This is a genomic window from Bradyrhizobium genosp. SA-3 (assembly GCF_004212635.1).
Lineage (GTDB): Bacteria > Pseudomonadota > Alphaproteobacteria > Rhizobiales > Xanthobacteraceae > Bradyrhizobium.
The window spans coordinates 1-23718 of the sequence record NZ_PSRT01000131.1 but is presented as its reverse complement, the minus strand read 5'-3'; the positions used below and the strand labels follow the sequence as shown (position 1 = coordinate 23718).

Genomic DNA, 23718 nt, shown 5'->3' with positions numbered 1-23718 from the left:
CGAGCGCAGCGAAGCATTCCAGACTTTTTCGGCGGATACATTTCTGGATTGCTTCGCTGCGCTCGCAATGACGATGTGTCGAGTGGCGGCACAGGTCGCTCACGTGTCCCGGACGCGGTGCGGCACGCAATGACGCTCCGCAGAGCCGGGACCCAGAGGCGACGCGTCTCGCTGCAACATGGGTCCCGGCTCTGCAGCGCATCGCTGAAGAGCGCTGCGCTGCGTCCGGGACACGAGATCGGCGTTGAATTGTTGGCATGTCGTCGCATCCCGACGCGCCTATCTCGCTTATGCACAACCGAGTCAGGCGCGCTGCCCTTCCCGGGCCGAAGTTCCTCACCCAACAAATCAGCACCAAATGGCCGCATATGAGTCCGAAACCTTTGGCGGCGTGGAGGATTCATGGTCAGCGACTTTTCTGTCGCGATCTCAACTGCCAACCTCAAAGGAGTTCACATGGCTCTTCTCGGAAACCTGCTCGGCACGGTCGATGGCCTGCTTGGAACAGCAACGGGTGCGCTGTCGGGCGTCGCCGATGCAGGTGGAAGTGCAACGGCCGGCGCCAGCGGCTCGGTCGATCTGTCCCACACGCTCGATGTGGGAGCGCTGATCGAGACCAACCCCAGCATCGACGTCTCCGCGTCGGGGCTTGCGGGAACCGGCGGCATCGACGCATCGATCTCCGCGCCGACCGCGGTCGGCCTTAGTGCGGACGTCGGCCATCTCGATGTCGGTGGCCTCCTCCACGGTCTGGTCTGAATAGCAATTCCCCAATAACCGATAGTGACGTGGGGCCTCGGCCCCACGTCACGCCATGCATAGCCACCAGCGTCCCGGCGCAGGCTCTTTTGACACCTTAAGGACATTCAGATGGCGGCAGCGCTCTTGACGGTCGCGGACGAGGCGGCGGAGCAGCCCTATCGTCGCGGCGATGACGTGCGCGAGGCGCTCAAGAAACTCTGGCCGCACTTTCTTTGGGCCGGATTGTTCTCGAGCGCGATCAACCTGCTCTACCTCTCTTCACCGCTCTATCTGATGCAGGTCTATAACCGCGTCCTGCTCAACGAGAACATCTCCACGCTCGTTCTGCTCACCCTCATCCTCGCCATCGCGCTTCTGACCATGGCCGGGCTCGACGCCGTGCGCGCCTGGATCCTGATCCGCTGCGGCATACGGCTCGACATCGAGCTGTCGACGCGCGTGTTCGAAGCGCTGGTGGTACGATCGGCCGAGCGCGGCGCCTCGCGTGGCGCCCAGCAGCTGCGCGATCTCGACCAGTTCCGCACCTTCGTGACGGGCTCCGGAATTTATTTCGCGTTCGACCTGCCCTGGATTCCGATCTATCTGCTGCTGCTGTTCTTCATCCATCCCCTGCTCGGCCTCGTCGCCACCATCGGCGCGCTGTTGCTGCTGGGGCTCGCGGGCGTGAACGAGGTCCTGACCCGCAATCCGATGAAGCAGGCCGAGGCATCCGGCAACCAGTCCTACGTCTTCACCGAGAACGTTCTGCGCCACGCCGACGTGATCCGCGCCATGGGCATGCAGCCGGCGGTCGAACGCAACTGGCAGAGCCAGCGCTCCGCGATGCTGGTGCAGCAGGCGGTCGCCAGCGACAAGAATGCGGTGATGACCTCGTCGATCCGGTTCTTCCGCCTGCTGCTGCAATCCCTCATGCTCGGCGCCGGCGCCTGGCTCGCCATCGACCATGCCATCACGCCCGCGACCATTTTCGCCGCCAGCATCGTCATGGGCCGCGCGCTGGTTCCGGTCGAGCAGGCGGTCGGTACCTGGAAGCAGTTCATCGGCGCGCGCGACGCTTATACGCAGGTGCGCGACCTGCTCGCCACCATCGATCTCTCCACCCCGCAGACCATCGTGCCGAAGCAGCGCAACACGGTCGAGGTGCGCGAGCTCGTCTGCGAATTGCCGTCGCGGCCCGAACCGGTGCTGAAAGGCCTGTCCTTCGAGCTCGCGGGCGGGAATGCGCTCGGCATCGTCGGGCCGAGCGGCTCGGGAAAGAGCACATTGGCGCGCCTCCTGGTCGGCGCGATGGCACCCGCTGCCGGGCGGCTGCGCTTCGGCGGGCTCGACTACAATCATTGGGATCCCGTCGAGTTCGGCCGCCATGTCGGCTATTTGCCGCAGGATGTCGGTCTGTTCGCCGGCACCGTACGCGAGAACATCGCGCGCTTCGGCGATGCCTCGACCGACGAGATCATCGACGCTGCCGTTCGCGCCAGCATCCACGACATGGTGCTCGACCTGCCCCGGCAGTACGACACGCGGCTCGGCGTCGGCGGCGTCGGTCTCTCCGGCGGTCAGCGGCAGCGGCTCGGCCTCGCGCGCGCCCTGCTCGGCCGCCCGCCGCTGCTGGTGCTGGACGAGCCCAACGCCAATCTCGATGGGCCCGGCGAAGAGGCACTGAAGGCCGCGCTGCTCAGCGCCAAGGCCGACGGCGCGGCCGTCATCGTCATCACTCACCGTACCACGATCCTCGACATCGTCGACATCATGATGGTGCTGCGAAGCGGCATGCTCGACATGCTCGGCCCGCCCGGTGAGGTCTATCAGGCCTTGCAGCAGCAGGCTGCCGCACGGGCGGCCGCATCATGAGCACGCTCGGTGCAACCTATATCGCCGACCGCGAGCGCGCCTATTACGCGCGGCCGGGACGGCCGGCCCTGGTCGGCGCGATCGTGGTCGGCGCATTCGCTTCGGCCATGACGCTGTGGGGCACACTCGCCCCGATCTCGGGCGCGGCGATCGCCAGCGGCAATCTCCAGGTCGAGGGACGACGCCAGAGCGTGCAGCATCCCTATGGCGGCGTGATCCGCCAGCTTCTGGTCCGCGACGGCGCTCATGTCGAAAAGGGGCAGCTACTGCTCGTGCTCGACGATAGTGATCCCCGCGCCAAGCTGGACGTGCTGGTCGCCGACCGCGACGCCTCGCGCGCGGCGCAAGCGCGGCTGATGGCCGAGCGCGACGGCCAGGCCGCGCCGGAGTTCGGCGTCGATCCGAAGGATGCGAGGCCCGCGCTGCGACAAGCGATGGCGAACGAGATTGCGATGATGGCCGCGCGAAAGCACCAGTTCGAAGCGGAGACCGCCGTGCTCCGGCGCAAGATCGCCGAGCTGAACGCGCAGATCGACGGCACTCAGGCGCAGCTCACCGGCACCGAGAAGCAACGCGAATTGCTCTCCGACGAGATGACCGGTGCGCAGCACCTGTATGAACAGGGCTACACGCCGAAGACGCGAATCCTGGCCTTGCAGCGCGAGGACGCCAAGCTCCAGGCCGACATCGGCGCGCAGCGTGCCAGTATCGCCGGCATGCAGCAGCAGATCGCGCAGAACGAGGCCGAGATCGCCAAGGCCGAGCGTGCCCGGATGAGCGAGATCACCGATCAGCTCCGCTCGACCGAAAACAAGCTGGCCGAGCTCGCCCCGAAGATCGACGCCGCGACCGACGTCGTCACCCGTACGCAAATCCGCGCGCCGGCGACCGGATCCGTGGTCGGGCTTGACGTGTTCACCGAAGGCGGCGTGATCCAGCCCGGCGCAAAGCTCATGGACATCGTGCCGTCGGACAATCCACTGATCGTGGATGCGCAGCTCAAGCTGTCCGACATCAACGACGTCGCGGTCGGCCGCCGCGCCGAAATCCGGCTGACCGGCGTCAACTATGTCGAGCGGCCCCGCCTCTACGGCACCGTGCGTACAGTTTCGGCCGACCGCGTCACCAACGACAAGGCCGGCGGCCCCGGTTACTACGCCGTCGAAGTCTCGCTGGAGCCGGAGGATGTCAAGAAGTCGCGCATCGAATTGCAATCGGGCATGCCGGCCGAGGTGATCGTGCCGACGCGGCCGCGCACGCTGTTCGAATATCTGTTCGGGCCGCTGCGCGACGAGCTCACCCGCGCCTTCCGCGAACGCTGACGAGGAGCAACGCCGATGGCTGCATCCGAGCAGAACAACCGCCGTGCCGAAAAGGCCGAGATTGCCCGCAACATCACGACGGAAGAGACGGTCGCGTTCATGACCGCTCTGGTCGCCTTCCTGAAGGAGGCCGAGGCCGCCGGACATCATGGCAGCAGCGATGCTCAACCGATACCGGTGGATCTGCCGTCCGCCCCCGCGCACCCTGGCGATCCGACGCCGGCGGAGACGACACCGAGCGATGGCCAACCGATCTCCGGCGATCAGCATGCCGATGCGAGCGCACCTCCGACCAGCGAAACGTCAACAGCGCTTCATACGGACGTCGCGGCTGCCACCTTCTCGTATGCCGATGGGGGCGTCGATGTCGCCGCCACCCGGGACATCCCGGTCAGCGCGACGGCTCTCGCTGACAGTCACGCCGCGGCTCCCATCGCTCCCGTCGCGTCCGATCATCCTGGAGGAATCAGCACCAGCTCCACTCACACCGATGTCGCGACGTCCGTCTCCATCGATCCGGCGTCGTCACTGCACGAGCTCGGCAGCACGATCACGAACCTTGTCGACACCTCGCTGGCGGCGGTGTCGCACACGCTGGACAGTCTGAGCACGACGGTGACCCAGTTGACGTCGGCCGTAACCGGAACGATTGGCCAACTCACCGACAGCGTCACTGGCCTTGTCGGCGGCCTCCTGCATTCCATCGGTGGCGACACACATGACGCGTCCGCCCCCGACCTCTTCAACGCGCTGGTCACGGATATCGTGAGCACGCCGCTGGCCTCGCACAATGACGGCGCCGCGACGACGCACGATGTCGATATCAGCGGACTCGATACCGCCGGCGCGGTGCCGATGGCGGCGCTGCCACCGCTGACGATGCATCTCGGCTTTCTCGGGCAGCCCAGCGACGGCCACGATCTTCATGACGGCGCGTTTTCAGCGCTCGGCGTGCATCATTTCTAGCTATTCGCCGCTCACAGTTTGGCTACGGCGCCGACGAGGTGTTCGTGATTCCGGACGCCTGGCGCGCCAGTGACGGCGTCACGCCAGTTTCGGGCTGAGCTCGGTGTCGCTAGCGCGCGCGTTGCAAGCCGCCCGCGGCGTGCTATCTCACTGGCAATGACACCCAAGGTCTTCGAAACCCGCTGCCTGCACCTGCCCGCCGTCACCAAGGTGGTGCAGTGGGAGGGCACCTCCGTGTTCAAGGTCGGCGGCAAGATGTTCGCACTCGGCGGCGGCTTTGCCGCGCGCTCCGGCAGCTACATGTTCAAGGTTTCCAACATGGCCTATGCCATGCTGATCGAGCACGGTCTCGCGCGGCCGGCGCCGTATCTGGCCCGCGCCAAATGGGTGCAGCTCGTCAGCAACAACGCGCTGCCGGACGCCGAGCTCACGGCGTATTTGGCGCAGGCGCACGCGCTGATCGCGGCGAAGCTGACGCGCAAATCGCGCAAGGCGCTGGGGCTCGACTGAACGGGAGTCAGTGCGCTCCATCGCTCGGGAGCAGGCCCACCCGCACGCAGCTCGAATACGAGCGCGCTCAACTCACTGAGGTCCACAGCCCAGCCATCTTCCGAAAATAGCATGACGCCTCATGCTGTCCCGCCGCGCAAAGTCGTGGCCAAGGCAGAGAGAATGTCGGCCAGCCGGTTTGCGATCTCCGGAGACGGAAGCGGAACCCTGAGGCTTTGTGAACCGTTGCTCGGATCGCGCTCGATCCGGAGATGACTTGGCGAGCCGGAACCAGCAACGGCGCCGATGAACTCTGCACCCAACCGGACCAGCGTCTGCCATGGATCTGGGGCGACATCGCCGGCCGTCGCTGCGGGTTCTGCAACGGCTTGCGAGGCCAAAGTTTCCCTTGCCAGATCGCCCAGGGCCTCAACGTCGCCAGCGCCATCGGCTGCTCCAGTCTCCTCTGCCGTCGCAACCACCTCCCCGCTTCCCATACTCGCGGTGACACTCTCGACATCCTTCATGAAGCGGGTCAGCCGCGATCCGCCCAGCGAGACCTCATTGCTGCCGCCGTCGAGGATGCCTTCCGCCAGAGAGCGCTTGAAGGCCAGGACCGACAGCATGCCTTCTTCGATTGTCCCCTTCGCGACGAAATTGACGATCTGGACCGGCCGGGCCTGGCCGAGCCGATGGACGCGCGCAATGCGCTGCTCGAGAACGGCGGGATTCCACGGCAGGTCCATGTTCACCAGCGTCGAGGCGTGCTGGAGATTAAGACCCGTGCTGCCGGCGTCCGTCGACAGGAACACGCGACAGGCTGGGTCGTCCCGGAAGCGCTGGACCAGCTCCGGCCGCTTCTCGGACGGTATGCCGCCGTGGAAGCTGACATATCCGATCCCGCGCGCCTCGAGGCGACGGATCACGACGTCATGGGTCCGCGTCCACTGTGAAAACACCACCGCCTTGGCGTCCGGCGCGGCAAACAGCTGATCCAGCAGCGCAGCGAGCTCTTCCGATTTGAGACCGTGATCGCTCTCTTGATCCAGCAGATAGGTGCTATTGCAGGACATCCGCATGTTCTGCAGCGCACAGGTCAGCCGACGCTGATCCTTGTCCGAGAGAAATTTGGTCTTGTGCCAGCGCTGCACGACCTTGGCCACCGTGTCGGCGTTCTCTCGATGCAACTCCATCTGCGGGCCGGTCATCGGAATAAGCACATTCTGATCAGTGCGATCGGGCAGCTGCCGCAACACCTCCGATTTGCGGCGACGGATCATGATGGGAGCGAGAGTCTCGCCGATCCTGCCGAGATCCCGATAGCCGGTGACGCGGCCGGTCTCATCCTTGACCTGATGCTCGTTCAGGAGCTTCCAGGTCGGGCCCAGACGATGCTGATCGACGAACTGGACGATGGAGATCAGTTCTTCGAGCTTGTTCTCCAGGGGCGTTCCCGTGAGCACGATTGCATAGGGGCTGTCGATGCGCTTCAGTGCCCGCGCGGCAACCGTATTCCAGTTCTTGACGCGCTGAGCCTCATCGACGATGACCAGTTCCGGCGACCAGGCGCCGATCAAATCGAGATCGGGCTGGAGCTTCTCGTAGTTCGTGATCTTGCAGAAATCGTCCAGCAGATAGTCCTTCCGTCGCTGGGCGCGGCCGCCACCGATGACGCACGCGCCGCGGTTGCCCTTCCGGCCGGAGAACCGCGCCATCTCGCTTTGCCATTGGTATTTGAGCGAGGTCGGACAGATCACCAGCACTCTCGACACGCCGAAGTGACGGGCCAGGATCTCCGTTGCGGCGATGGCCTGAATCGTCTTACCCAAGCCCATGTCGTCGCCGATCAGCGCCCGGCCCGCGCGAACCGCAAACAGCGCCCCTTCGGCTTGATAGGGATAGAGCGGGGTCTTGAGCAGTCGATGCAACTTGGGATCCCCCGCGCCGAGCGGAAACAGTTCAGCGAGTTTCGCAGCGCGGCGTTCGGCATCCCGTCGTCCCGCCACGAAATCGAGCGCGTCGTCATACGCGCGCAGTTCATGCCCGCTCTTCGACACCAGACCGATGAAGTCGTCGAGCTGGTCCAGACGATCCTCCGCCAGCAGGCCGTCGCGCCCCTCATCGAACAATCGGGCGGCAGCCTTCCTCACGCTCGCCGGACAATCGGTTCCGGCGCGGAAATGCACGCTCCGCCGGCCCTGATTGCGCAGATAGAGTTCGGAAAACGGCGGCTGATAGCCTCGCGCGAACGCCGCTTTGGCGCCGCGCCTCTTTTCCAGCTGCGCAAGCGTGAACTCGAGGTGCTTGCAGGTCCCGAGCTCGTTGGTCGCATAGTCCGGACATGAGCAGAAATTGCCACCGGGGCCAAGGCCGCGTATCGCGACGCGATAGCTCGATTTCGAAGCCGGGTTGGTGACCTTGAACTCCGAGAAGAAGGGGTCGGCACCGAAATTCTCCAGAAGGAAGGATTGCTCGCGGCCGAACTGGCGCCGCAAGCCACGTTGCCACTCGATCGGCGATAAGTCCGTCGGCGGCGACGTACGCGACAGCTTGACCGGGTTGCGGGCCGCGACGCGTCCTGTTGAAGATGTCATTTCCGGCTTCCGTTCTCACGAGTAATGGAGTGCGCCGGATAGTAACGCCGGTGCGAACGCGACATAACCAGCTTCGGATCGAAATCCACTGGCGACTTGAGAGGGCGGACGCCCGGCGGCGAGTGCCGGGATTCGCGTGGAGCTCGATGTTCCGTCGCTGCAAAGGTGGATCCACACATCTCGGTTCGCAGCCGCCGATGCGATTGACAGACAGATATACCTGACTAAGGTCAGACATTATGCTCGATCCTGTCTCCCGCGTCCGCCGCTTCAACCGCGCCGTCACCTCTGCCGTCGGTGCGCTCGATACCTCGTTCCTGGGGCGTGGCCGGCCGCTCGGCGCGGCGCGGGTACTCAATGCGATCGGGCACGGACGCTCGGACGTGGCGGAGATCCGTGACTATCTCAGTCTCGATTCCGGGCTGATGAGCCGGCTGCTCCGCAGCCTCGAGGACGAAGGGTTGATCGAGACCAACGCGCGTGAGGACGATGCGCGCCGGCGCATGGCAAAGCTCACGCGCGCGGGCCGGCGCGAGTTCGCGGCCTATGAGGCGCTGTCGAACGCGCAGGCCGACGGCTTCCTGGCACAACACTCGCAAGCCGAGGCGCTGCTGGCGGCGATGGACCTGATCGCCTCCGCGCTGACGCGCGAGCGTGTCACGCTGGACGAGATGGACCCGCAAAGCGCGGAGGCCCGCCATTGCCTCGGCGAGTACTACGCCGAGCTCGGGCGGCGCTTCAAGCAGGGCTTTGACGTCTCGCGCTCGCGCGATCCCGATGCCAAGGACATGCGGCGGCCGCGTGGCACGTTCATCGTGGCGATCTCGGACACGCTGCCGATCGGCTGCGTCGGATTGAAGGGCACCGATCACGGCTATGCCGAGATCAAGCGTCTGTGGGTGGCGCCCGCCGCGCGCGGATTGCGGCTCGGCCGCCGCCTGATGGACGCGACCGAGGATGCTGCGCGCGAGCTTGGCATCACGCTGCTGCGGCTCGACACCAATAGTGCGCTGCCCGAGGCCGGCCAGCTCTATCGCACCACCGGCTGGCGCGAGATCCCGCGCTTCAACGACGATCCCTACCCCGATCTGTTCTTCGAAAAGCAGCTGTGACGCCGCGAGGCGAATTCGCCTCTGCTGCGTTGTGCTTGCAGCATGGGAAATTCACGATGAACAGCGCCGATCTCGCCGATCGCTATCGCAGCTACATCGCCTGCATGAATCGGCAGGACTGGCCGGCCCTCGGCCAGTTCGTGCATGACGATGTCGTCCACAACGGCCGGCCGCTCGGCCTGTCCGGCTATCGCGCGATGCTGGAGCGCGATTTCCGCGAGATTCCGGATCTACGCTTCAACATCGCGCTGCTGACCTCGGATCCGCCCACCATCGCCTGCCGGCTGACATTCGACTGCACGCCGGCCGGAAAATTCCTGGGCCTCGACGTGAACGGCAGGCGCATATCCTTCTGCGAGCACGTCTTCTACGCGTTTCACGATGGAAGGATCCGACAGGTCTGGTCGCTGATCGACAAGACGGCGATCGAGGCGCAGCTCTGACGCTGCGCCTCGATCTCGAACCTACGCCGGCGCCGGTGCCACCTCGCCTTGCGGCTTTGCAAACGGGCGGAACGTCATCGCCATCAGGAAGGCGCCGAGGCCCATCGCCCAGGAGGCGATATAGAGCCAGACATAACTCGAGAACGCGTCGTAGATCAGGCCGCCTGCGAGCGGGCCGGTCGCCATGCCGAGGCTGCCGGCCATCGCGGAGCCGCCGATCACCGTGCCCATCATCTTGAGCGGAAAGTTCTCGCGAATGAGAACGGCGTAGAGCGGCATGGTGCCGGCATAGATGAAACCGAAGACGGCGCCGACCGCGTAGAACGTCGCGAGCTGATGCGCGAAGACGTAGGCGAGCGCGCCGAACGCCTGGAGCAGGAGGCCTGTGACCAGCACCCGCTTGGCGCCGAAGCGGTCGCCGAGGACGCCGAAGGCGATGCGGCCGCCCAGGCCGGCAAAACCCTCGATGCTGTAGATCGTCACCGCCGCGACCAGCGGAATGCCGCAGCTCACCGCATAGCTGACGGTGTGGATGATCGGGCCGGAATGGGTGGCGCAGCAGAAGAAGTTGGTGGCGAGCAGGATCAAGAATTGCGGCGAGCGCAGCGCCTCGCCCATCGACAACTCGCCCTGCGGTGCGCCCTCGCCCTTTGGTGCAGCGGCCGCATGCGCCAGCGCCGGCGGACGGCGCACCAGGAACGAGACCGGGATCATGATGGCGCCGACCACCAGCGCGACGATCTGCATCGAGGTGCGCCAGTCGTGGCCGGAGACGAGCCAGGCCGCGAACGGTGCCATCGTCATCGGCGCCATGCCCATGCCGGCCGAGACCAGCGACACGGCGAGGCTGCGTTGGGTCTCGAACCAGCCGGTCACGGTCGCCATCATCGGCGCGAAGATCGCCGCGCAGGCCGCCCCGACCAGGAGACCGAACACGAACTGGAACACGACCAGCGAGGTCGCATGGCTCGCGGCGAACAGGCTCAGTGCCAACACGATCGATCCCGTCAGCACCACCGGCCGCGGCCCGAATCTATCGGTCAGCGTGCCCCAGACCATGCTGGTGAAGGCCATGGCCAGAAAGCCGATCGTCATCGCGCTGGAGATGCCGGTCACCGACCAGCCGGTGTCCTTCGTGATCGGCTGCAAGAACACCGGCAGCGAAAACATGCCGCCGATGGCCACGCAGCCAAGCAGGCCGCCGGCGGCGACGATCACCCAGCGGTAGGGGGATTGGGTCATTTTGGTCTCCCGTCAGATCTGTCTGGGTGGAAGACGAACGGGAACAGCGCCGACCGACAGTGCCATGTCATTTTTGCCGCATGCTTTTGTGACCTGCCAATAAAATTGCGAAACAACCCCATGCACAGTAGCCGACCCCTGCCGGATCAATGACTTACGGCCTTGCGACTGCAGTTTGACACGTCGGGCAAAACACCTCCCCGTTCGCGAGCCATCGCGCCCCAGAGACTATGCCGGCCTGTGCCCACCGCAGCGCCGGGCCCGGTCAAGCGTCGAACAGGGCGTTCACGTCGTCCTCGGTGAGCGCCGAAGCGATATGTCCATCGCGTTCGAACAGGCTGTCGGCCAGAGCCCGCTTTCTGGCCTTGAGCTCAGCCATCTTCTCCTCGATCGTGCCGGCAGCGACCAATCTGTAGACGAACACCGCCTTGTCTTGGCCGATCCGATAGGCGCGATCGATGGCCTGTTCCTCAACGGCAGGATTCCACCATGGATCAAAAATGATCACGGTGTCGGCAGCCGTGAGATTGAGGCCCACCCCACCTGCCTTCAGGCTGACTAGGAAAACCTCCGCCGCACCGTTCTGGAAGGCTTCGATCGCCGCCTTGCGGTCCTTGGTCTCTCCGGTGAGCAGGCTGTAACGCAGGCCGTCGTCTTCGAAGCGCTTCCTGATCAGATCCAGCATGGAGGTGAACTGCGAAAAGACAATGATCTTGCTCCCTTCGCTCAGGAGTTCCCGCACCATTTCGAGCAGACGTCCCAACTTGGCCGACGGCCGTTCGACTCCATCGGCCAGCTTCAGCAGCGCCGGATCACAACAGGCCTGCCGCATCCGAAGCAGGGCTTCGAGCACCACGATATGGCTCTTGGCGAGACCGCGGGCCGCAATGGCCTCGCGGACCCTGCGCGACATGGACAGCCTTATCGAATCGTAGAGATCGCGCTGCGGACCTTCGAGCAGGATCGTCTCCAATATCTCGCTCTTGGCCGGCAGTTCCGTGGCGACTTCAGCCTTGGTTCGACGCAGCAGGAACGGCTTGACACGCTGCGCCAGCGCGGCGGCCCGGACCTTGTCGCCGCGTTTCTCGATCGGTCCCCGCCATTGGCGCGAGAACGCCGCCTTGTCCCCGAGATAGCCTGGATTTGCGAAGCTCATGATCGACCAGAGCTCGCCGAGATGATTTTCCATCGGCGTGCCGGTGAGACAGAAGCGGTGCGCTGCCTTGACGTCCCGCAACCAGCGGGTGGTGGCGGCGTCGGGATTCTTGACGGTCTGCGCTTCGTCCAGCACGGCGATGTGCCATTCCCGCGCCAGAAGCACCTCCCGATCCCTCGCGATCAAAGGGTATGTCGTCAGCACGAGATCATGCCCGGCAATGGCCGCGAACCTCTCCTTGCGGCCCGGCCCCTGGAGGACGAGCACCTTCAAATCCGGCGCAAATTTCTGCGCTTCGGTCGACCAGTTGGTCATCAGGCTCGTCGGCGCGACGACCAGCACGGGGCTCGTGAGCCGCGCCCGCTGTTTTTCCAGCGCAATCAACGCCAGGATCTGAATTGTCTTGCCAAGTCCCATGTCATCGGCCAGGACGCCGCCCAGCCCGCTCTCGCGGAGCAGGTCGAGCCAGGCCACGCCGTGGGCTTGATAGGGCCGAAGCGTCGCGCGAAAGGTCGGCGGAAGGTCGGGCGCGGTCAATCCCCGCACCTGAAGCAGGTTGGCGAGGCGACGGAGATTGTCGGCCCCGCGAAAAACGAAATTCTCGTTCTCCAGTCCCAGCAGCGGAACGAGATCGGCTTGCGAGAGCCTGATCTTCTTCGAACCATCGGCGAGAGCGCCGTTCAGGTGCAGGCTGTGCAGCGCCAGCACCAACGGAAGGAAGCGATCGGCGGCCAGCAGCAGCTGGCGGCCGTCGGTCAGCGGTAGATAGAACCGGTCGCCCTTTTCTGCGAGTTGCCTCAACCGGTCTGGCGTGAAGTCCGGGGCCGATACCAGCGCAGCGACGTGCGGGGCAAGGTCGTGGCGCTCACCGTCGATGTCGATGCCGAGCGCCAGCTCGAACCAATCGATGCCGCTCGATTCCAGTACCGCATCGAAGTCGCCCGACGAATCCGCCAGCCGAAACGGAAAGTCCTCGTCGATCAGAATCTCGAAGCCTTCCGACCGCAACTGCTCGGCGTGCTGCGCGAGAAAGTCGAACCAGCCGCCCTGGTCGCTCAGCGTGAGATCCATGGCATGACGGAAGTCGAGCACCGGCAATGCCGCCCGCGCGTCACCGAGACCAAGGTCTGCCAGTCGCTTGCGCGCCTGCCTTTCTTTGCCCTGGCGCCGCGTGATCGCAAACAACTGCCCCGCCTGGAACAGCTCCACCCGGCTTGCCCTCTGAGTCGGATCGATGTCGAACCCACCGTAGCGGAATCCGAGGCTGGCGACCGCCGCCGGCCCGCGCCCTTCGTCCCGGCCGCGATAATAGTAGTAGCTCGTGTTCACGTGTCCGCGCCGGAGCCGCAGCACTGGGCGGGGGTCCTCTTCGATTTGCACCGCAACGGTCGGCGGCGCGGGCAACAGGCCGTGATGAAGCTCGGGCAGCTTCTGGCTGAGGCGGCGCGAAACCTCCTCCACCTGCGCGCGCGGAATGGGGGGAGCCGACAGGAGTTGGAAGGCCAAGCGTGGCGGCAGGCCCAGCCGCACCGGTCCGATCAGACCGGAGGCCTCATCGACGTAGACTGGCGGCTCGGCATTGAGTGCGATCGCTCCCGCCACGACGAGACGAGGTGCGACGCCGCGTTTTCCAGCCTGCTGCCATTCGATCCCGCCCTCGCGCGCCTCCCCCCAATTCAGCGGCGCGCGCTTGTGGTCCAGCCAGAACGCTCGGCCGGTCGCGACGATCCGCTTCAGCAGCTCTTCCGAATAGGGGCCCTGCTCGTAATAGCTGCGAACACCAACCGCCACTTGCGTCATGATCTCGACGTCGACGTCGCGATAGTATTTCGGCGCCCGCTCCGGTTTGAACTCGAACAGGCTGGGGTTGGAATAGTTGTCCGCGAAGCGCCCGCCCTTGAGCAAGCGAACCGACCGCAAGGACAGGGCCAGCCGCGGCATCGCGTCGTCCGACGGATGCAGGCAATACAGCAGGCACTGGCTCTCGTCCGCGCCAGCGCCGCTGCCCCGCGCCGCCCGGCCGACGCTGTCGATCCAGCTGGTGAGCTCGTAAGAGAGAATCGGAGGTGCCGAGGGGGCGGTCGCATCGTTTCGCGCGGCTTGTGTAGGCGTTGCGGAGGCCTCCGTCCCGCTCAGCGCCTCGAGCAAGGTTGCGGCGACGTGCTTGCAATTGTAGTCCATCGGACAATCGCAATCGCCATCGAGGTCGGTGAGCTCGTCACCCCTGAACTCCAACCGGATATCGACGTGATATCTGTTGGAGTTACTGCCGCGCACCTGCGCACTGACGTGCTTCAGGTCGTCGCTGACCTTCAGGTTCGAGACGCGGCTCTGCGCCTGATAGGCGATCGCCTTCTCCATCGCCGATCGGCTGAAGTAACTGTAGATCGACTTGCGCTTGAGAACGTCAGAGAGCACTTGCAGCGTTTCCAGGTCCGGCTTTGAGCTTCAGCATAACCGCTCGGCCCGGATCGTTGTAGCCGCGCCTCCAGCTTGCGAACAGCAGGTTTCATGCGCCGTAAGCTCGACCGAAGCGCCGCTCCACGGCAAGTTCCTGTTGCCGCATGGAGGAAAATCGAAAACACGCCCCAAGCACAATACCCGGAACCGGCGGGATCATGACTTGCGAAGCCAGTGACTTGTGATGCCATGAAGCGATCTGACACATCGGGCCAAACACCGGCATCATGTCATCATCCCGCCGAACTTGATCTCATTGCGATCGAGCGTCCGCCACCCACGGCCGCCAATCATCATACACGCTGGATGCTCAGAACTCGCCAAGACCGCGCATGAAATTGGGTGTCGACCACGTTGCGATGCCGGTTCCGGCGAAGTCGCGGTCGGTGGTCCAGACATCGGCCTCGACGCTCCATGCCAACGCGAACACATGGGCATAGCGCACCGATCCGTTGCGGCTCGGCACCGCATCGCGAAGGGTCTCCTCACACCGGGCGATGACCGGCTCCAGCGATGCAACGGGAACGATCGTCAACAACTCCGAGAGATCATCGAGCACATCGAGCAGTTCGGGGCGCTGCAAGCCGAGCGCGATGCGCCGACGCGCCTCCTGAACGACACGATCCGTCGTCACGAGGATCACCTTTCCGGCGGCGGCCAAAAGTGCGCCCGAACTTCGGCCGCGAACGGCGGCGACCAGAATGGCCGCATCGATGACGACAGTCGTCGACGACCGTCTCACGCTTTTCGCTTGCGCGTCAGGGCCTTTACGGCCGCAACCGACCAGTCGATCGGATCGACCTCGCCGAAGCCAGCCAGCGCCGCATCGTCCGCAGCCGCGTCGCGGCCTTTGGCCAGTCGTTCCGCGCGCGCCAGCACGGCCGCCAGGCGCTCCGGATCGGTCGCCTTGAGCGGGATCAGCAGTCCGACCGTCCGCTCACCCGATTTCACGGCCGTCGGACCGGGCAATGCACCGATGGCTTCACCGGAAATCTTCTGTAGATCGCGGATGCTGATATGAGCCATGATGCTGACTTACATACACCCATATGTAACCGGCAGGCAAGATGCTTCGCGCCGAATGCGCCCATCCCGGCAACCAACGATTGGAATCTTCACATGCCAAAGATCGACCTCGCCGCAGTGCCGGCCCGCAAGGGCTCCGGCTATCCCGCGCCGTTCAGCGCCCCATGCGCCGACCGCATCCGGCAGCGGCTCGGCAATGCCGGCGGCCTGTCCGATTTCGGCGTCAACCTGATGCGCCTGCCGCCGGGCGGCTGGTCGAGCCAGCGGCACTGGCATTCGCACGAGGACGAATTCGTCTACATCCTCGAAGGCGAAGTGGCGCTGATCGAAGATGGTGGCGAAACCGTGTTGCGCGCGGGCGATTGCGCCGCTTTCCCTAAGGCAAGCGGCAACGGCCATCACATGATCAACCGGTCGGATGCGATTGCGGTCTATCTCGAAGTCGGCTCGCGCTCGCCAGACGACCTCATCACCTGCTCCGACATCGACATGATGAGTCCGGCATCCGACGGCCGGTTCGTGCACAAGGACGGCACGCCGTATCCGGACGAGGTGGACTCATGAGCCCGCGCAGCCTGCCGGAGCAGGATAGATGCAAGGTGGACGAAGGCATTCGCAGCACTCTTGTCGTAGCGTGTCGGCGATCCGCGGCGTTGGCCCGTGCGGAAATCATCCGAAACGCTCCTGCCGAAAATGTGTTGGCATGCTGCCCGTCTCGCGTTGCCTCTCAGCCTACGGATACGCCTGCCTTTGCCCGGCTAATTCCGAGAGCCAGAATGCGATGCAGCAGGTCCGTGTAGTTAATTCCGTCATGCCGAGCCGCTGTAGCGAACTCTTGGCTCTTTGCGATCTCGGGATTGGGGTTCGCCTCGATGAAATACGGCGTGCCATCGGCTGTGAGGCGAAAATCGATGCGCGCGTATCCATCGAGCCCAAGCGCCCGGTAGATGCGCTTTGCGGCTCGCTGAATGCGAGCGGTGACTTCGGGTGCGAGGTCCGTCGCCGGTCCGTCGACTATCCCGACACGCTCCTGATAATCGGTATCGTGCTTGGCTTTTTCGGTGGCGATATGCCGCGACCTGCGCCCGCCCATGCTGCCGAACTTTAGCTCCCAAATGGGCAGAACCCGCAGCCGATTATTGCCGAGCACGCCGACATAGAGCTCCCGGCCCTCGATAAACTGCTCGGCGATGGCGGCGGTTTCGCTCCGGTCGTGGATGAACGCGACCCGCTCTGCGAGCTTCTCGTCCGTATCGACGATGGATGCCTGCGAGATGCCGAAGGATCCATCCAGGTTCAGGCTCTTGACGATCAGCGGCAGCGCGAGATGTGCAGGTCGCTTGACCTTGCGGCGCATCGGGAAAACGGCGAAGGCCGGTACCGCGATCCGGCGGTGATGCACCAACGTCTTAGACAGGTCCTTGCCGCGCGCCAGGATCAGACCACGCGGGTTGCAGCCCGTATACGGGACCTTCATCAGCTCGAGATAGCTAGCGATGTGCTGGTCATAGGCAACGTTATAGTGGAACTCCTCCAGCAACGTGAAGGCCACGTGCGGCTTGAAGCTCTCGATCTCGTCGCGCACCGGCCTGATTTCCTCCTGCGCGCCGAGGGGGCGAACCTCGTGGCCGGCCGCGCGCAAGGTGCTCACCACGTCATATTCTGTTTTCCATTCGTTGATCTGTTGCGCGGTGTATCCGTCGGTCGAGTCCGGTGGCATGAAGTCCGGATGCATGAGCACCAGAATGCGAAGCCGTCTCATAGTGCGATCCATTTGCGGCGCGATGGGCCGAACAGCGCGTGCATGGTCTTGGCCGTCACGAGGACGGTGAAGTCGAGGACGAGCTTCTGCTCCGGTCCGACGGCACGCAGATCGAGCTCGCGGCAGCGGGAGATCATGTCGTCAAGCACGGCATCAAGCGTGAGCTGGTTCTCGCCCGTCCACCGCGCGACCAATTGCCTGATTTGGGCGCGGTGTCGCCTGATCAAGACCGAAGCCGGTTTTCCACGTTGATGCCGTGAGTCGGCGGAAAAGAGCCTGGAGAGGTCGCGGTCGTAGGTCTTCGGCGGCGTGAAGGCGTAGAACGCCTGCTTCTTCTTGTAGTGGTCTTCGAGTGTTTGGCTGAGCTGGCGCAGCGGGTCGACACGCTCTCGCGTGGTGATCAGCGGTCGCTTTCCCGCAATCTCGCCCATCAGCTCGTCGACATATTCGAGTTTCTTCAGCGCTGGCCAACCGGCATATCGCGTCCGCCAGTTCGAACGCGGCCGCAGCCACACTGCAAAAGTTTCGGCGAAGTCTTCGTCGGGATGGCTCTGCGCGTACCAGAGGCGCAGATGCTGGACATAGCGCCGGCTGGCCGGATTGGGCCGGTAGTAGCGCGGGTAGTGTTTCGATGACGGGCCGAACAGCTGCTGCCAGCGCCGGCGGCGCTGCAATTGGTAGCCGTGCTGCATGGCATGGCCCGCCTCGTGACGGAGGATGGCCATGCACTCGCCCCAAGTTCCACCCTCGACATCGAACATCATCTTCTTCTCGAGCTTCATTAAGCGGGGATGGGCGAGATAAAATGGGATGGCAATGCCGGGAACACCTGCCGGACTAAACCATTCGCTCGAGATCCATGTATGTGGCCGCAGCCGGATGCCCCGCTCTTCGAGCTCTTCGTGGAGAGTGCTGACACAATCCTCGAGCCAAGTGCCTTCGACCGCAACCCTGAGGCTGCTGAGCCGTTGCTTGAGCAACTGATCATCCGACAGCCGTTCCCAACGATATTTCCGGCGTGGCATAGCGGCTCTGGAAGTCCTAACAACCCGGTAGTTAGATGATGTCATAGGATTCTGCTGGCAACAACTCGAGCCTTCGCAACGTGCCGTTGTTCAGCGGCCCGCATCGGCTTCGGGTCCTCGGCCGCCGTTGCCTTGAGTTTTGCGGCATCGGCCTTGGGGGATCGGGCGCGCCTGACGGCTCGCAGACGACGGCGCGATCGCAAAGGCCGCGATGACCCAGGCGACGGAAAACGCCGCACGCAGGAAATAGTATTGCTTCAGCCATTGCGCATGGTCGGCCGTGTCTAAAACCATCTGACGATCACTCATTTGTCGCTCCTTACCTACTAGTTGGTAGATTTGCCGCGAAGCCGAATCACCGCGCCGCCGTGATGCTTTGCAGCCTGCATCGACCTCGTCCGTCAGTGCTTGGTGGAAAGCCGGTCCAGCAGTGGCCGGGTGATGGTCCCGAAGATCTTGGGATCGCCATAGGCGCGCGCCGACAGCATCGCGCCGTGAACGGTCGCCATGAATCCTTCCGCCTCGACCCGCGCGGTGCTGGAGAGCTGGAGCCGCCCCTGCCGTTTGCCGCGCTCCATCACCGATGTCAGCCACGAGGCCAGTGCGCGGAAATGAGCCCGGACCTCGACTGCCACGTCCTCGGGCAGGATCGGAAGCTCGCTGGCAAGGAGCGCGCACACGCAGAAGGGCGCCGTCGCGTCCTTGATGCACATTTCCCAGTACGCAACGTAGCTTTTGAGCTGTTCGCCGGGGTCTGGGATATTGCGTTCGAGCGCCGACAGTCCCGCCTGGGCCTCCTCGCGATAGCGCGCTACGAGGGTGCGGACCAGATCGACCTTGCTGGCGAAATGGTGGTGGATGCTCGGCTTGCGGATGCCGACGATCTCGGCGACGTCGGCGTAACTGAAGCCGTTATAGCCGCCTGCAATGATCAGCGTGCGTGCGCAGGCGAGAATGTCGTCGGCCGTGGATGAAGTATTGCTCATGTCGATTATCTACCTTCCAGTTGGTAGACGATCAAGAAGGGGTGCTTCAATGATCCGTGAGTGGTAGGAGCCTGCATGACCATCCGCCCCATCCTCCGCTATCCCGACCGCCGGCTCGCGAGCCCTGCCCGCCCCGTGACCGTCTTCGACGACGCCTTGCGCGAACTCGCGCACGACTTACTCGACACGATGCGTGCTGCGCCCGGCATCGGCATCACCGCGCCGCATATAGGCGTGCCCCTGCGGGTCGTGGTGCTCGAGCTCGACTCGAAAGACGGCCCGCAGACCTATGTCAATCCGGAGATCACATGGGCCTCGCCCGAGATGATCCTGCACCGGGAGGGCAGCGTCTCGATGCCTGGAGTCAACGACGAGGTGCAGCGCCACGCCCGCGTGCGGATCAGCTATCAGGATGTTGACGGCAATATGCAGACCGAGGAGTCGGATGGCTTGCGCGCGGTGTGCCACCAGCACGAGATCGACCAGCTCGACGGGATGTTCTGGATCCAGCGGCTGTCGCGGCTGAAGCGGGAGCGGCTGGTGAAGCGGTTTGAGAAGATGTCGCGGGGGTGATGCATCGGCATTCCTGCGTACCGCAGGGCTATCGCATTTGATGGCGTCTTCCCTGCGGCGCATCCTTCGAGACGCCCGCCTCCGGCGGGCCCTCAGGATGAGGGCGGAGTGTGTGGCAGCTGTTTTGGCAGGCGCCGATGCCCATTTAGCGTCATCCTGAGGGACCGCGAAGCGGTCGTCTCGAAGGACGAGGCGTGCGCTCACGTCTTTCAAAAACCATATGCGATTGCCCTGCTGCGTACCGGGCTGACTAGGCATCGAAGAGATCGAACGTCTCGATCAGTGGATCACTGGCAAGAAAGGCGCCGAATTGGGCGAGGTCTCCGCGCGCCTGACGCCACGCGATGTAGCTCTGCTGCTGCTCAAGGGAATCCCAGCCCTGGACCAGCAGGAACTCGCCAGGCGTCCTGGTATGCTGATAGGAGTGGCTGTAGCGGCATCCCGACGCGAGCCGCGTCACAGGGATGACTTCGAGAAGATGCTGTTTGAACGCGTCCGCATTCTTTGCACTGAGCCGCAGCGTGACCATGACGGCCTTGGCATTGGCCGGAGCCGCAACGGCCGGCGGCCGATCATCGGCCGAAGCGGAGGCGCTCGGTGCCGCCAAAACCGCGCCGGCCGCAGGACCGGCAAACAGCGCATCACGGCGCGTCAGACTCTCTGACGATGACATGGTGTTTTCCTGTTTCTGTTGAGTGGACCTGGATTGGACTTTTGGTCGACCGCCTGCAGCACGAGCATTGCCACGTCGGCCCGATGATGGCGGTTTGCTCCGCGATCATCACGCCCCGAACTTAGAGCTCGCCCTTACGTCGGAAAAATCGTATTATTTGACGGTATCGATCAGATTTCTTATGAGTCACCTGACCCACCTTCGGACCTTCCTGGCGGTCTATCGCGCAGGCAGCGTGACCAAAGCCTCGTCGCAGCTCGCAATCACGCAGCCGGCAGCATCCGGGCACATCAAGGCGCTCGAGGCCCACCTGAAGCAAAGCCTGTTCAGGCGCGTCGGACGCGGCATTGAGCCAACCGCCACGGCGGATTGGCTCGCACGCGCCGCGGCCCCTTATCTCGACGGGCTCGAAGAAACTCTGGGGGCCGCAACGACGCGCCCGACCGGCTTTGCCGACCCGCTGCGTCTCGGGGGTCCGGCCGAATTCCTTGCGGAAAAGGTGCTTCCGAGCCTTGCCGGATTGCCTGAACTCGGCATGCGCCTGGAGACAAAATTTGGCCTGACGCAAGATCTCGTCGAGCACCTCGAGGCGGGGCAGCTCGATCTTGTGATTGCGACCGTTCGGATCCCACGCAAGGCGATCGGATACCAAGCCATCTACCGCGAGGATTTCGTTCTTGTCGCGCGCCGAAATGGGCCGCCACGGTTCCGCCCAAGCTTGTTGCGAAGCGCGGAGCGGGGGCCCTGACCGATCTGCCATGGCTCGCCTATGGTCCCGAGCTGCCCATTATCCGACGTTATTTTCGCCAGGTCTTCCGAGCCCGGCCGCCGAAGATGGTCGTGCAGATCATTCCCGACCTCAGGGCCCTTGCGGCGTCCTGCGTGGCAGGCCTGGGACTGACCGTGCTGCCGAGTTATCTCTGCGCAAGGCAGCTCAGGGAAGGCACGCTCGTCCGGCTGCATGAGCCGACAGAAATCCCGGCCAACGAGATATTCCTTGCCTGGAGCCGTCTCGGACTGCAGCGGCCACACGTCGCCTTCATGCGGAAACGACTGCTTGAGACTGCCGCCGATTGGTGAGAGTGGGTCTCGGCCCCATCGTCAAGCGTCTTGCCTCGCGCATCGTGATGGCGCTGAGGAGATGAAGGCGGCAGGAGCGTTCGCGGACTTCTCACGCCCTCTTCCCGCTCCGCTTGGTGATTGGCGCGTTGCGCCGCTCCCGTTTGCCGCGCGCGATCTCGGTTGCCAGCGCGTCGAGCTTCGGCTCCCAGAAATTCCTGAACTGGCCGATCCACGCATCGACCGCGCGAAGCCCGGCAACGTCGACTGAATAGAGCCGCCTTTGCGCCTCCGCCCGAACGCTTGCAAAGCCGCTCTCGCGCAGCACCTTGAGGTGCTGCGAGACCGCCGCCTGCGTGATTCCGAACTCGGCCCCGATCACGTCGACGACCTCACCGGACGCCATTTCCTTATGGCCGAGCAGCTCGAGAATGCGACGGCGCACGGGATCGGCGAGGACCTCGAAGACGTGCATCAGCTTCCTGTGCCCGGATGCGCGATGTCGGGCGGCATCTCGCCGCGATAGAACGCGATAGTGCGGTCCGAGCGCTCTTTTGCCGAAACCGGATCGACCCCGCTTGCGACATGCGCTGCGCGCCAAAACTCGCCGCTTGTCGTCATGAATTCCTTGCCCGCAGGCGAGCCCATCCATGCCTCGGCCGTCTCATGGTCGACCGATGCCCCGGTCGCAAGATAGCGCTGAAGTCCCGCAAGAGCGAGATCCCAACCGATACCCACCGCACCTGGACCGAACTGATTCCAATGATCCTCGATGATCGCAGTGTGCTCGAGCGTCAAACGCGCCTGACTTCGTTCTGCTGCCAGCTTGACATCGATCCAGCTTACCGCGCCTGCGAATTCCCAGGTCGCTGCGAAATAGGTCGGCGGCGTGCACGCCGTGATGGTGCCGCCCGCATTGCCCTTGAGTTGGTACCGTCCGCCGAGCTCCAGCTCACCCTCAACCGGCAGAAACCAGCGCGGAATGCGCTCGCTGCTGGTCACGGCGTCCCAGAGATCGTCGACGCTCGTGTCGTAAAGACGCGTGAGAGTCACCGCGCTCGCCGGTTTTCCGTCTTTCTCGAAATTGCGCACTGAACGCGTGACAAGCCCCAAGACCCTGGCGACGTCGATCTCCATTGCGTTCCTCCCTGTTGCTTTGCGCAGAGAGGAATATCGAGTCGCACTAATATAAGTCAAGCCTTATATTCGTGTGCTCATAGTTGCGGCCTGCCCGCTTCTTGCGACCGGACAGGCCGCCGCCAGCAGACCCTATTTCAGGGGCAGGAATAGTTCCGCGACCGTCTCATGCTCCGGCACCTCCGGGAAGAGGCTCAGCCGCTGGCAATAGATCGGGAAGTCGCGCGCTTCCTCGCCGCTGGCCGGGAGCCAGTCGCGATAGAGGTAGAGCGCGGCGGGCTCCAGATTGTCGGTATAGCCGACGACGCGCAGCACGGCGCAACGTCCGCCGGGGATCTCGCCGGCTTTAATCTCCTCGCCATTCGCCGCGATCGGCCGGTCGGTGCCGACGCAAAGGTCGATGCTGTAATCGGAAGGCGAGGCAGGCCGGCGCTCGGAGCGCCAGATATTGAAGGTCGGATTCGTCCTGGGATGCAGGCCCGCTGCCTTGCGCCAGGCGATGAAGCGCTGGATGGTGGCAGGAAGCGTCGCCGGGTCGCCCCGATGCTCCATGATCGCCACCTTCGTGGTGGGCACGTCGCGGATCGTCACGTCGAACCGTTGCCGAAAGGCGCGGGCGAAGGCATCCGGTGCGTCGTAACCGGCATCCATCGCGATGTCCGTGACATCAACGGCGTCCATGTAGGCGAGCTGATGCGAAGCGCGCTTCATGCGGGCCAGCTGGACATAGCGATGCACGGATAACCCGAAGGTCGCCGTGAACTGCCGGTGGAAATGAAATTTCGAGAAGGCCGCAACACCGCTCAGGGTTTCCAGGTCCAGATCGTCGTCGAGATGCCGGTCGATATGGTCCAGCACCCGTCGCATCCGGTCCCGATAGTTTTGCAGCGCCGCCTTCATGGTCCCTCCTCCGTGGCGGCTCCAATTAGCGGCAGACGGCCGTGGCGTGCTCGACCGATCTTGCGGTTTGGCAAAGATCCGTAGCCCGGATGGAGCGCAGCGCAATCCGGGATTCTTGCCACAGAGGCAGCTGCGCGATGCGGCTGGTCTGTCCCGGATTACGCTTTCGCTCCATCCGGG

At 64.1% G+C, this 23718-nt stretch carries 25 protein-coding genes; 11 read left to right on the top strand and 14 right to left on the bottom strand.

What is annotated here, in order from left to right; genetic code table 11:
• The first annotated feature begins 456 nt into the window (after positions 1-456).
• From CWO91_RS33335 to CWO91_RS33310, 5 genes are all read left to right on the top strand, one after another.
• Positions 457-759, top strand: a complete 303-nt coding sequence (locus tag CWO91_RS33335) for a hypothetical protein (protein ID WP_130219765.1) — start codon at positions 457-459, stop codon at positions 757-759.
• 111 nt (positions 760-870) lie between these two features.
• The gene (locus CWO91_RS33330) at positions 871-2613 is read left to right on the top strand and encodes a type I secretion system permease/ATPase (protein ID WP_130219764.1); all 1743 of its coding nucleotides are present in this window, start codon (positions 871-873) and stop codon (positions 2611-2613) included.
• Entirely contained in the window at positions 2610-3935 is a 1326-nt protein-coding gene (locus CWO91_RS33325; protein ID WP_130219763.1) for an HlyD family type I secretion periplasmic adaptor subunit, read from the top strand. Before CWO91_RS33330 ends, CWO91_RS33325 begins: the two co-directional genes overlap by 4 nt.
• 15 nt (positions 3936-3950) lie before the next feature.
• A complete protein-coding gene (locus tag CWO91_RS33320) occupies positions 3951-4901 on the top strand; it encodes a hypothetical protein (protein ID WP_130219762.1) in 951 nt (316 codons plus the stop codon).
• Between the two features lie 156 nt (positions 4902-5057).
• Positions 5058-5411 (top strand): MmcQ/YjbR family DNA-binding protein, encoded by a 354-nt coding sequence (locus CWO91_RS33310; protein WP_130219761.1) that lies wholly within the window; start codon positions 5058-5060, stop codon positions 5409-5411.
• Between the two features lie 119 nt (positions 5412-5530).
• On the opposite strand, the gene CWO91_RS33305 is transcribed toward CWO91_RS33310, so the two are convergent.
• Positions 5531-7984, bottom strand: a complete 2454-nt coding sequence (locus CWO91_RS33305; RefSeq protein ID WP_130219760.1) for a DEAD/DEAH box helicase — start codon at positions 7982-7984, stop codon at positions 5531-5533.
• Positions 7985-8223: 239 nt separating this feature from the next.
• On the opposite strand from CWO91_RS33305, the gene CWO91_RS33300 reads away from it, so the two are divergent.
• Both CWO91_RS33300 and CWO91_RS33295 read left to right on the top strand, forming a co-directional pair.
• The gene (locus tag CWO91_RS33300; RefSeq protein WP_130219759.1) at positions 8224-9096 is read left to right on the top strand and encodes a bifunctional helix-turn-helix transcriptional regulator/GNAT family N-acetyltransferase; all 873 of its coding nucleotides are present in this window, start codon (positions 8224-8226) and stop codon (positions 9094-9096) included.
• A 56-nt stretch (positions 9097-9152) separates the two neighbouring features.
• Positions 9153-9539 carry an ester cyclase gene (locus CWO91_RS33295; RefSeq protein WP_130219758.1) on the top strand — a complete coding sequence of 129 codons (387 nt, stop codon included), beginning with the start codon at positions 9153-9155 and terminating at the stop codon, positions 9537-9539.
• Positions 9540-9560: 21 nt separating this feature from the next.
• Here CWO91_RS33295 and CWO91_RS33290 read toward each other — a convergent pair whose 3' ends face one another.
• The 5 genes from CWO91_RS33290 to CWO91_RS33270 form a co-directional block, all read right to left on the bottom strand.
• On the bottom strand, positions 9561-10781 hold the full coding sequence (locus CWO91_RS33290; protein ID WP_130219757.1) for an MFS transporter: 1221 nt from the start codon (positions 10779-10781) through the stop codon (positions 9561-9563).
• Between the two features lie 265 nt (positions 10782-11046).
• Complete coding sequence (locus CWO91_RS33285; protein WP_130219756.1) at positions 11047-14355, bottom strand: DEAD/DEAH box helicase; 3309 nt, start codon at positions 14353-14355, stop codon at positions 11047-11049.
• Between the two features lie 91 nt (positions 14356-14446).
• On the bottom strand, positions 14447-14626 hold the full coding sequence (locus tag CWO91_RS33280) for a hypothetical protein (protein ID WP_130219755.1): 180 nt from the start codon (positions 14624-14626) through the stop codon (positions 14447-14449).
• 81 nt (positions 14627-14707) lie between these two features.
• Complete coding sequence (locus CWO91_RS33275; RefSeq protein ID WP_165405893.1) at positions 14708-15139, bottom strand: PIN domain-containing protein; 432 nt, start codon at positions 15137-15139, stop codon at positions 14708-14710.
• Entirely contained in the window at positions 15136-15423 is a 288-nt protein-coding gene (locus tag CWO91_RS33270; protein ID WP_130219753.1) for a hypothetical protein, read from the bottom strand. Before CWO91_RS33270 ends, CWO91_RS33275 begins: the two co-directional genes overlap by 4 nt.
• Before the next feature lie 93 nt (positions 15424-15516).
• Here CWO91_RS33270 and CWO91_RS33265 point away from each other — a divergent pair, with 93 nt between their 5' ends.
• Positions 15517-15987, top strand: coding sequence for a cupin domain-containing protein (locus CWO91_RS33265; protein WP_130219752.1), 471 nt, complete (start codon positions 15517-15519; stop codon positions 15985-15987).
• A 163-nt stretch (positions 15988-16150) separates the two neighbouring features.
• Here CWO91_RS33265 and CWO91_RS33260 read toward each other — a convergent pair whose 3' ends face one another.
• From CWO91_RS33260 to CWO91_RS33245, 4 genes are all read right to left on the bottom strand, one after another.
• Entirely contained in the window at positions 16151-17185 is a 1035-nt protein-coding gene (locus CWO91_RS33260) for a D-alanine--D-alanine ligase family protein (RefSeq protein ID WP_165405892.1), read from the bottom strand.
• Positions 17182-18210: a putative zinc-binding metallopeptidase gene (locus CWO91_RS33255; protein ID WP_130219750.1), complete on the bottom strand. Its 1029-nt coding sequence runs from the start codon at positions 18208-18210 to the stop codon at positions 17182-17184. Before CWO91_RS33255 ends, CWO91_RS33260 begins: the two co-directional genes overlap by 4 nt.
• Before the next feature lie 90 nt (positions 18211-18300).
• On the bottom strand, positions 18301-18519 hold the full coding sequence (locus tag CWO91_RS45300) for a hypothetical protein (RefSeq protein WP_349643603.1): 219 nt from the start codon (positions 18517-18519) through the stop codon (positions 18301-18303).
• Between the two features lie 92 nt (positions 18520-18611).
• Positions 18612-19196: a TetR/AcrR family transcriptional regulator gene (locus tag CWO91_RS33245; protein WP_130219749.1), complete on the bottom strand. Its 585-nt coding sequence runs from the start codon at positions 19194-19196 to the stop codon at positions 18612-18614.
• A 75-nt stretch (positions 19197-19271) separates the two neighbouring features.
• On the opposite strand from CWO91_RS33245, the gene CWO91_RS33240 reads away from it, so the two are divergent.
• A complete protein-coding gene (locus CWO91_RS33240; RefSeq protein WP_130219748.1) occupies positions 19272-19769 on the top strand; it encodes a peptide deformylase in 498 nt (165 codons plus the stop codon).
• Positions 19770-20019: 250 nt separating this feature from the next.
• On the opposite strand, the gene CWO91_RS33235 is transcribed toward CWO91_RS33240, so the two are convergent.
• Entirely contained in the window at positions 20020-20442 is a 423-nt protein-coding gene (locus tag CWO91_RS33235; protein ID WP_130219747.1) for a putative quinol monooxygenase, read from the bottom strand.
• A 22-nt stretch (positions 20443-20464) separates the two neighbouring features.
• Here CWO91_RS33235 and CWO91_RS45125 point away from each other — a divergent pair, with 22 nt between their 5' ends.
• Both CWO91_RS45125 and CWO91_RS45120 read left to right on the top strand, forming a co-directional pair.
• Complete coding sequence (locus CWO91_RS45125) at positions 20465-21190, top strand: LysR family transcriptional regulator (RefSeq protein ID WP_130219746.1); 726 nt, start codon at positions 20465-20467, stop codon at positions 21188-21190.
• Positions 21088-21522, top strand: coding sequence for a LysR substrate-binding domain-containing protein (locus CWO91_RS45120; RefSeq protein ID WP_130219745.1), 435 nt, complete (start codon positions 21088-21090; stop codon positions 21520-21522). Before CWO91_RS45125 ends, CWO91_RS45120 begins: the two co-directional genes overlap by 103 nt.
• Positions 21523-21613: 91 nt before the next feature.
• Here the strand turns inward: CWO91_RS45120 and CWO91_RS33220 are convergent, their stop codons facing one another.
• From CWO91_RS33220 to CWO91_RS33210, 3 genes are all read right to left on the bottom strand, one after another.
• On the bottom strand, positions 21614-21976 hold the full coding sequence (locus CWO91_RS33220; protein ID WP_130219744.1) for an ArsR/SmtB family transcription factor: 363 nt from the start codon (positions 21974-21976) through the stop codon (positions 21614-21616).
• Positions 21976-22638, bottom strand: coding sequence for an SRPBCC family protein (locus CWO91_RS33215; protein WP_130219743.1), 663 nt, complete (start codon positions 22636-22638; stop codon positions 21976-21978). Before CWO91_RS33215 ends, CWO91_RS33220 begins: the two co-directional genes overlap by 1 nt.
• 132 nt (positions 22639-22770) lie before the next feature.
• Positions 22771-23538 carry an AraC family transcriptional regulator gene (locus CWO91_RS33210; protein WP_130219742.1) on the bottom strand — a complete coding sequence of 256 codons (768 nt, stop codon included), beginning with the start codon at positions 23536-23538 and terminating at the stop codon, positions 22771-22773.
• Between the last annotated feature and the right edge of the window lie 180 nt (positions 23539-23718).

Excerpts from the sequence above, each read along its gene's own strand:
- CWO91_RS33335 (WP_130219765.1), top strand. The coding sequence starts at position 457 with ATGGCTCTTCTCGGAAACCTGCTCGGCACGGTCGATGGCCTGCTTGGA.
- CWO91_RS33330 (WP_130219764.1), top strand. The coding sequence starts at position 871 with ATGGCGGCAGCGCTCTTGACGGTCGCGGACGAGGCGGCGGAGCAGCCC.
- CWO91_RS33325 (WP_130219763.1), top strand. The coding sequence starts at position 2,610 with ATGAGCACGCTCGGTGCAACCTATATCGCCGACCGCGAGCGCGCCTAT.
- CWO91_RS33320 (WP_130219762.1), top strand. The coding sequence starts at position 3,951 with ATGGCTGCATCCGAGCAGAACAACCGCCGTGCCGAAAAGGCCGAGATT.
- CWO91_RS33310 (WP_130219761.1), top strand. The coding sequence starts at position 5,058 with ATGACACCCAAGGTCTTCGAAACCCGCTGCCTGCACCTGCCCGCCGTC.
- CWO91_RS33305 (WP_130219760.1), bottom strand. The coding sequence starts at position 7,984 with ATGACATCTTCAACAGGACGCGTCGCGGCCCGCAACCCGGTCAAGCTG.
- CWO91_RS33300 (WP_130219759.1), top strand. The coding sequence starts at position 8,224 with ATGCTCGATCCTGTCTCCCGCGTCCGCCGCTTCAACCGCGCCGTCACC.
- CWO91_RS33295 (WP_130219758.1), top strand. The coding sequence starts at position 9,153 with ATGAACAGCGCCGATCTCGCCGATCGCTATCGCAGCTACATCGCCTGC.
- CWO91_RS33290 (WP_130219757.1), bottom strand. The coding sequence starts at position 10,781 with ATGACCCAATCCCCCTACCGCTGGGTGATCGTCGCCGCCGGCGGCCTG.
- CWO91_RS33280 (WP_130219755.1), bottom strand. The coding sequence starts at position 14,626 with ATGATGCCGGTGTTTGGCCCGATGTGTCAGATCGCTTCATGGCATCAC.
- CWO91_RS33270 (WP_130219753.1), bottom strand. The coding sequence starts at position 15,423 with ATGGCTCATATCAGCATCCGCGATCTACAGAAGATTTCCGGTGAAGCC.
- CWO91_RS33265 (WP_130219752.1), top strand. The coding sequence starts at position 15,517 with ATGCCAAAGATCGACCTCGCCGCAGTGCCGGCCCGCAAGGGCTCCGGC.
- CWO91_RS33260 (WP_165405892.1), bottom strand. The coding sequence starts at position 17,185 with ATGAGACGGCTTCGCATTCTGGTGCTCATGCATCCGGACTTCATGCCA.
- CWO91_RS33255 (WP_130219750.1), bottom strand. The coding sequence starts at position 18,210 with ATGCCACGCCGGAAATATCGTTGGGAACGGCTGTCGGATGATCAGTTG.
- CWO91_RS45300 (WP_349643603.1), bottom strand. The coding sequence starts at position 18,519 with ATGAGTGATCGTCAGATGGTTTTAGACACGGCCGACCATGCGCAATGG.
- CWO91_RS33245 (WP_130219749.1), bottom strand. The coding sequence starts at position 19,196 with ATGAGCAATACTTCATCCACGGCCGACGACATTCTCGCCTGCGCACGC.
- CWO91_RS33240 (WP_130219748.1), top strand. The coding sequence starts at position 19,272 with ATGACCATCCGCCCCATCCTCCGCTATCCCGACCGCCGGCTCGCGAGC.
- CWO91_RS33235 (WP_130219747.1), bottom strand. The coding sequence starts at position 20,442 with ATGTCATCGTCAGAGAGTCTGACGCGCCGTGATGCGCTGTTTGCCGGT.
- CWO91_RS33220 (WP_130219744.1), bottom strand. The coding sequence starts at position 21,976 with ATGCACGTCTTCGAGGTCCTCGCCGATCCCGTGCGCCGTCGCATTCTC.
- CWO91_RS33215 (WP_130219743.1), bottom strand. The coding sequence starts at position 22,638 with ATGGAGATCGACGTCGCCAGGGTCTTGGGGCTTGTCACGCGTTCAGTG.
- CWO91_RS33210 (WP_130219742.1), bottom strand. The coding sequence starts at position 23,538 with ATGAAGGCGGCGCTGCAAAACTATCGGGACCGGATGCGACGGGTGCTG.